This is a genomic window from Pseudomonas sp. NPDC089407 (genome assembly GCF_044900445.1).
Taxonomy (GTDB): domain Bacteria; phylum Pseudomonadota; class Gammaproteobacteria; order Pseudomonadales; family Pseudomonadaceae; genus Aquipseudomonas.
This window is the reverse complement of record NZ_JBJDNB010000038.1, coordinates 60294-66387: the sequence shown is the minus strand read 5'-3', so window position 1 is coordinate 66387 and position 6094 is coordinate 60294. Positions and strand designations below refer to the sequence as shown.

Here is a 6094-nt window from a genome sequence, read left to right as displayed (position 1 = left end):
AGTCGCACCTGCTCTCGCAAGTTAAGCGTGACATCGCTCGCGTGAAAACTGTGCTCAACCAGCAGGCAGGTAAGTGATCATGGCTGAAGCTGAAAAAACCGTCCGTACGCTGACTGGCCGTGTCGTCAGCGACAAAATGGACAAGACCATCACCGTTCTGATCGAGCGTCGCGTAAAGCACCCGATCTACGGTAAATACGTTAAGCGTTCGACTAAGCTGCACGCGCACGACGAAACCAACCAGTGCAAGATCGGCGACAAGGTTTCGATTACCGAAACCCGTCCGCTGGCCAAGACCAAGTCCTGGGCACTGGTTGAAGTCCTCGAACGCGCTGTTGAAGTCTAAGGGCTAGGGGTCGGAGAAATTTTATGATTCAGACTCAATCCATGCTCGATGTGGCCGATAACAGCGGCGCGCGTCGCGTCATGTGCATCAAGGTACTCGGCGGTTCGCACCGCCGTTACGCCGGCATCGGTGACATCATCAAAGTAACCGTCAAGGAAGCAATTCCGCGCGGTAAGGTCAAAAAAGGCCAGGTGATGACTGCTGTTGTCGTCCGTACCCGTCACGGTGTACGTCGCGCTGACGGTTCCATCATTCGTTTCGACGGCAACGCTGCTGTTCTGCTGAACAACAAGCAAGAGCCGATCGGCACTCGCATCTTCGGGCCAGTGACCCGTGAACTTCGCACTGAGAAGTTCATGAAGATCGTCTCGCTCGCCCCTGAAGTGCTGTAAGGAGATCCGACATGCAAAAGATTCGTCGTGACGACGAGATCATCGTGATCGCCGGCAAAGACAAAGGTAAGCGCGGTAAGGTGCTGAAGGTTCTGGCTGATGACCGTCTGGTTATCGGTGGCGTGAACCTGGTCAAGCGTCATACCAAGCCTAACCCGATGGCGGGCGTTCAGGGCGGTATCGTCGAGAAAGAAGCGCCTCTGCACGCTTCCAACGTTGCCATCTTCAATGGCGAAACCAACAAGGCTGACCGCGTTGGTTTCAAAGTAGAAGACGGTAAGAAAATTCGTGTCTTCAAGTGACCCAAAAAGCGGTTGATGCTTGAACACTGCTAGGTAGAAGACCATGGCACGACTGAAAGAGATTTACCGGAACGAAATCGCTCCTAAGCTTAAGGAAGAACTTAAGCTGTCGAACGTGATGGAAGTTCCGCGCGTTACCAAGATCACCCTGAACATGGGTCTGGGCGAAGCGATCGGCGACAAGAAAGTCATCGAGCACGCTGTTGCCGACCTGGAAAAGATCACCGGTCAAAAGCCGGTCGTGACTTTCGCTCGCAAATCCATCGCTGGCTTCAAAGTCCGCGAAGGCTGGCCGATCGGCGTCAAGGTGACCCTGCGTAGCGACAAGATGTACGAATTCCTGGACCGCCTGCTGGCGATCTCCCTGCCTCGGGTACGCGACTTCCGCGGCCTGAATGCCAAGTCCTTCGATGGCCGTGGCAACTACAGCATGGGCGTGAAAGAGCAGATCATCTTCCCGGAAATCGATTACGACAAGATCGATGCTCTGCGCGGTTTGGACATCACCCTGACCACCACTGCTCGTTCGGACGACGAAGGCCGCGCTCTGCTGCGTGCTTTCAAGTTCCCGTTCCGCAACTGATTGGAGTAGGAAAATGGCCAAGAAGAGCATGAAAAACCGCGAGCTGAAGCGTCAGCTCACGGTAGCCAAGTTCGCTAAGAAGCGTGCTGAGCTGAAAGCGACCATCGTCAACGTGAATGCCTCTCCAGAAGAGCGTTTCGCTGCCGTTGTCGCTCTGCAGAAGCAGCCACGTGATGCCAGCGCTGCGCGTCTGCGCAACCGTTGCCGCCTGACCGGTCGTCCTCACGGTGTATACCGTAAGTTCGGCCTGGGCCGTAACATGCTGCGTCAAGCGGCAATGCGCGGCGACGTACCAGGTCTGGTCAAGGCCTCCTGGTAATCGCTGCAGGCAGGAACCCGACGGAAGGGGAGCAATCTTCCGACCGTCGGTGACCTCGCCAACAAACAAGCCCCTATATGGGGCTTGTTTCGTTTCTGCCTTGTGTCTAGAATGACCGGCTCACCTGAGCCTGGGTTTCGTGCCCAATCCGCTCGGGTGGTTGTCATAGCCGCAAGGCTAATAATTCTTGTATCAGGAGCATCTAGCCCATGAGTATGCAGGACCCGTTAGCGGACATGCTAACTCGCATCCGTAATGCCCAGATGGCTGAAAAGTCCGTCGTAAGCATGCCTTCGTCTACCCTGAAGGTCGCGGTTGCCAAAGTTCTGAAGGACGAAGGTTACATCGCTGGCTACCAGGTAACTGGTGAGGCCAAGCCTTCCCTGTCGATCGAACTGAAGTACTTCGAAGGCCGTCCGGTCATCGAGGAACTGAAGCGCTCCAGCCGTCCAGGCCTGCGCCAGTACAAGGCCGTCACCGATCTGCCGAAAGTACGTGGCGGTCTGGGCGTGTCTATCGTCTCCACCAACAAAGGTGTGATGACTGATCGCGCTGCGCGCGCTGCCGGTGTCGGCGGCGAAGTTCTGTGCACAGTGTTCTAAGGGGGGATAGACATGTCTCGCGTCGCTAAGAACCCCGTTAAGCTGCCATCCGGCGTCGAAGTCAAATTCGCCGGCCAACAGCTTTCGGTGAAGGGTGCCAAAGGCACTCTCGAACTGAACGTTCACTCGTCTGTTGAAGTTACCGAAGAGTCTGGTGAGCTGCGTTTCGTCGCTCGCAATGGTGACCAGCAAGCTCGTGCCATGGCCGGTACTACCCGTGCTCTGGTCAACAACATGGTCCAAGGCGTAAGCCAAGGCTTCGAGCGCAAGCTCCAGCTGGTCGGTGTTGGTTACAAGGCACAGGCCAAGGGCACCGTCCTGAACCTGGCCCTGGGCTTCTCTCACCCAGTGGACTACGAACTGCCAGCCGGTATCACCGCTGAAACGCCTAGCCAGACCGACATCCTGATCAAGGGTATCGACAAGCAGCTGGTAGGTCAGGTGGCCGCTGAAATCCGCGACTTCCGTCCACCAGAGCCTTACAAAGGTAAAGGTGTGCGTTACGCGGACGAAGTAGTCCGTCGTAAAGAAGCCAAGAAGAAGTAGGGCCTAGTAAATGACCGACAAAAAAGTTATTCGACTGCGTCGCGCTCGCAAAGCACGTCTCAAGATGCACGAACTCGAAGTCGTGCGCCTGTGCGTGTTCCGCTCCTCGCAGCACATCTACGCCCAGGTCATTTCGGCCGACGGCAGCAAGGTTCTGGCAAGCGCCTCGACCTTGGACAAAGACCTGCGTGATGGCGCCACTGGCAACATCGACGCGGCCACTAAGGTTGGCAAGCTGGTAGCTGAGCGTGCGAAAGCCGCCGGTGTATCTCAAGTTGCCTTTGACCGTTCCGGCTTCAAGTACCATGGCCGCGTCAAAGCGCTGGCTGATGCTGCTCGTGAAGGCGGGCTGGAGTTCTAAGTTATGGCAAATAACGATCAAAAGCGCGACGAAGGCTACATCGAGAAGCTGGTTCAAGTTAACCGCGTTGCCAAAACCGTAAAAGGCGGCCGTATCTTCACCTTCACCGCGTTGACCGTGGTTGGTGATGGTAAAGGTCGTGTCGGCTTCGGCCGTGGCAAATCGCGCGAAGTACCAGCTGCGATCCAGAAAGCCATGGAAGCTGCTCGCCGCAACATGATCCAGGTTGACCTGAAGGGCACCACCCTGCAGTACGCCACCAAGGCTGCCCACGGCGCCTCGAAGGTTTACATGCAGCCTGCCTCGGAAGGTACCGGTATCATCGCCGGTGGCGCAATGCGTGCTGTCCTGGAAGTTGCTGGCGTTCAGAACGTTCTGGCCAAGTGCTACGGTTCGACCAACCCAGTGAACGTGGTTTACGCCACCTTCAAGGGTCTGAAAGCCATGCAATCTCCTGAATCCATTGCTGCCAAGCGCGGCAAGAGCGTCGAGGAGATCTTCTGATCATGGCAACCGTAAAAGTAACGCTGATCAAGAGCGTCTCGGGCCGTCTGCCTAACCACAAGCTGTGTGTTAAAGGCCTGGGTCTGCGTCGTATCGGTCACACTGTAGAAGTCCAGGATACTCCCGAGAACCGCGGGATGATCAACAAGGCTTACTACATGCTGAAGGTCGAGGGTTAATCGATGAAACTCAATGATCTGAGTCCAGCGCCGGGTTCCCGTCGCGAGAAGCATCGTCCAGGTCGTGGTATCGGTAGCGGTCTGGGTAAGACCGGCGGCCGTGGCCACAAAGGTCAGACTTCCCGTTCGGGTGGTTCGATCGCTCCTGGCTTCGAAGGCGGTCAACAGCCGCTGCACCGTCGTCTGCCGAAGTTCGGCTTCGTTTCCCTGAAAGCCATGGACCGCGCAGAAGTGCGTCTGTCCGAGCTGGCCAAAGTGGAAGGCGACGTGATCTCCGTGCAGTCCCTGAAGGATGCCAACGTGATCAACCAGCACATTCAGCGTGTGAAAATCATGCTGTCTGGCGAAGTTACTCGCGCAGTCACCATCAAGGGCATCGCAGCCACCAAGGGTGCGCGTGCGGCTATCGAAGCAGCTGGCGGCAAATTCGAGGAATAAATGGCTAAGCAAGGTGCTCTCTCTTCGCTCGGTAAGGGCGGGATGTCGGAACTCTGGGCTCGTCTGCGCTTTCTGTTCATGGCGATCATCGTCTATCGGATAGGTGCGCATATCCCGGTTCCTGGCATCAATCCAGACCGTCTGGCGGATCTGTTTCGGCAGAATGAGGGGACCATTCTTAGCTTGTTCAACATGTTTTCCGGTGGCGCGCTTGAGCGCATGAGCATCTTTGCACTGGGGATCATGCCGTATATCTCGGCATCGATCATCATGCAGCTGATGACGGCGGTCAGCCCGCAACTGGAGCAGTTGAAGAAGGAAGGTGAAGCTGGCCGTCGCAAGATCAGCCAGTACACCCGCTACGGCACCGTTATCCTGGCACTGGTTCAAGCCATTGGCATGTCCATTGGCCTGGCCAACCAGGGCGTGGCGTTTTCTGTAGGCCTGGGCTTCCATGTCGTCGCCGTCTCCACCTTCGTGGCTGGCGCGATGTTCATGATGTGGCTGGGCGAGCAGATCACCGAGCGCGGTGTGGGCAACGGTATCTCGATGTTGATCTTCGCAGGTATCGTTGCCGGTCTTCCGAGAGCAATCGGGCAGTCTTTCGAGTCTGCACGCACAGGCGATATCAACATTTTCGCCCTGGTCGCAATCGGTTTGCTGGCAGTAGCGATTATCGGTTTCGTGGTGTTCATTGAGCGTGGTCAGCGTCGTATCGCCGTTCACTACGCTAAGCGTCAGCAAGGCCGCAAGGTCTTTGCTGCGCAGACCAGCCACTTGCCGTTGAAGGTGAACATGGCGGGGGTTATCCCGGCCATTTTCGCCAGCAGCATTCTGCTGTTCCCGGCTTCGCTGGGTGCCTGGTTCGGTCAGTCCGAAGGTATGGGCTGGCTGCAGGACATCTCGCAGTCGATCGCTCCTGGTCAGCCGTTGAACATTCTGCTGTTTAGTGCAGGGATCATTTTCTTCTGCTTCTTCTACACAGCGTTGATGTTTAACCCGAAAGACGTAGCGGAAAACCTGAAGAAGTCCGGTGCCTTTATTCCGGGCATCCGTCCTGGTGAACAGTCGGCGCGCTACATTGATGGCGTTCTGACCCGTTTGACCATGTTCGGTGCTCTTTACATGATGGCCGTCTGCCTTCTGCCCCAGTTCCTGGTGGTGGCAGCAAATGTGCCGTTCTACCTTGGCGGGACCTCGTTGCTGATTGTGGTAGTGGTTGTGATGGACTTCATGTCCCAAGTACAATCGCACCTCGTTTCGCACCAGTACGAATCCCTGATGAAGAAAGCCAACCTGAAAGGCTACGGTGGCAGCGGTTTGCTGCGCTGATACGCCCCTAAGGTTCGAGGAGTCGGTAATGAAAGTTCGTGCATCGGTGAAAAAGCTGTGCCGTAACTGCAAGATCATCCGTCGCGAAGGCGTCGTACGAGTGATCTGCAGCGCGGAACCGCGTCACAAACAGCGCCAAGGCTGAGTGTGATCTGCGCTTCAAACCCAGCAGCTAGTGTGCTGCTGGGTT

The 6094-nt window shown here is 56.4% G+C and carries 13 protein-coding genes and 1 pseudogene; all 14 read left to right on the top strand.

The window, feature by feature from the left end; all coding sequences use genetic code 11:
• Window positions 1–77, top strand: a 77-nt coding sequence (rpmC, locus tag ACI2KG_RS24395) for a 50S ribosomal protein L29 (protein WP_404663586.1), incomplete at its 5' end; no start/stop codon positions are given.
• A 2-nt stretch (window positions 78–79) separates the two neighbouring features.
• Complete coding sequence (gene rpsQ, locus ACI2KG_RS24390; protein ID WP_023534981.1) at window positions 80–346, top strand: 30S ribosomal protein S17; 267 nt, start codon at window positions 80–82, stop codon at window positions 344–346.
• A 23-nt stretch (window positions 347–369) separates the two neighbouring features.
• Window positions 370–738 carry a 50S ribosomal protein L14 gene (gene rplN, locus ACI2KG_RS24385; protein WP_002555479.1) on the top strand — a complete coding sequence of 123 codons (369 nt, stop codon included), beginning with the start codon at window positions 370–372 and terminating at the stop codon, window positions 736–738.
• 11 nt (window positions 739–749) lie between these two features.
• A pseudogene (rplX, locus tag ACI2KG_RS24380) lies at window positions 750–1063 on the top strand (50S ribosomal protein L24).
• A gap of 20 nt (window positions 1064–1083) precedes the next feature.
• Window positions 1084–1623 carry a 50S ribosomal protein L5 gene (rplE, locus tag ACI2KG_RS24375; RefSeq protein ID WP_003255474.1) on the top strand — a complete coding sequence of 180 codons (540 nt, stop codon included), beginning with the start codon at window positions 1084–1086 and terminating at the stop codon, window positions 1621–1623.
• A 13-nt stretch (window positions 1624–1636) separates the two neighbouring features.
• Window positions 1637–1942, top strand: a complete 306-nt coding sequence (gene rpsN / locus ACI2KG_RS24370; RefSeq protein WP_008089807.1) for a 30S ribosomal protein S14 — start codon at window positions 1637–1639, stop codon at window positions 1940–1942.
• A 209-nt stretch (window positions 1943–2151) separates the two neighbouring features.
• Window positions 2152–2544 (top strand): 30S ribosomal protein S8, encoded by a 393-nt coding sequence (gene rpsH, locus ACI2KG_RS24365; RefSeq protein WP_003255471.1) that lies wholly within the window; start codon window positions 2152–2154, stop codon window positions 2542–2544.
• Window positions 2545–2556: 12 nt separating this feature from the next.
• Window positions 2557–3090: a 50S ribosomal protein L6 gene (gene rplF, locus ACI2KG_RS24360; protein ID WP_003255469.1), complete on the top strand. Its 534-nt coding sequence runs from the start codon at window positions 2557–2559 to the stop codon at window positions 3088–3090.
• Between the two features lie 10 nt (window positions 3091–3100).
• Window positions 3101–3451 (top strand): 50S ribosomal protein L18, encoded by a 351-nt coding sequence (gene rplR, locus ACI2KG_RS24355; RefSeq protein ID WP_003255467.1) that lies wholly within the window; start codon window positions 3101–3103, stop codon window positions 3449–3451.
• 3 nt (window positions 3452–3454) lie between these two features.
• Window positions 3455–3955 (top strand): 30S ribosomal protein S5, encoded by a 501-nt coding sequence (gene rpsE, locus ACI2KG_RS24350; RefSeq protein WP_003255465.1) that lies wholly within the window; start codon window positions 3455–3457, stop codon window positions 3953–3955.
• Between the two features lie 2 nt (window positions 3956–3957).
• Complete coding sequence (gene rpmD, locus ACI2KG_RS24345) at window positions 3958–4134, top strand: 50S ribosomal protein L30 (protein ID WP_003255463.1); 177 nt, start codon at window positions 3958–3960, stop codon at window positions 4132–4134.
• Between the two features lie 3 nt (window positions 4135–4137).
• Window positions 4138–4572 (top strand): 50S ribosomal protein L15, encoded by a 435-nt coding sequence (rplO, locus tag ACI2KG_RS24340; RefSeq protein WP_003255461.1) that lies wholly within the window; start codon window positions 4138–4140, stop codon window positions 4570–4572.
• On the top strand, window positions 4573–5904 hold the full coding sequence (gene secY / locus ACI2KG_RS24335) for a preprotein translocase subunit SecY (RefSeq protein ID WP_003257108.1): 1332 nt from the start codon (window positions 4573–4575) through the stop codon (window positions 5902–5904).
• A 28-nt stretch (window positions 5905–5932) separates the two neighbouring features.
• Window positions 5933–6049 carry a 50S ribosomal protein L36 gene (gene rpmJ, locus ACI2KG_RS24330; RefSeq protein WP_002555468.1) on the top strand — a complete coding sequence of 39 codons (117 nt, stop codon included), beginning with the start codon at window positions 5933–5935 and terminating at the stop codon, window positions 6047–6049.
• The last annotated feature ends 45 nt before the right edge of the window (window positions 6050–6094 follow it).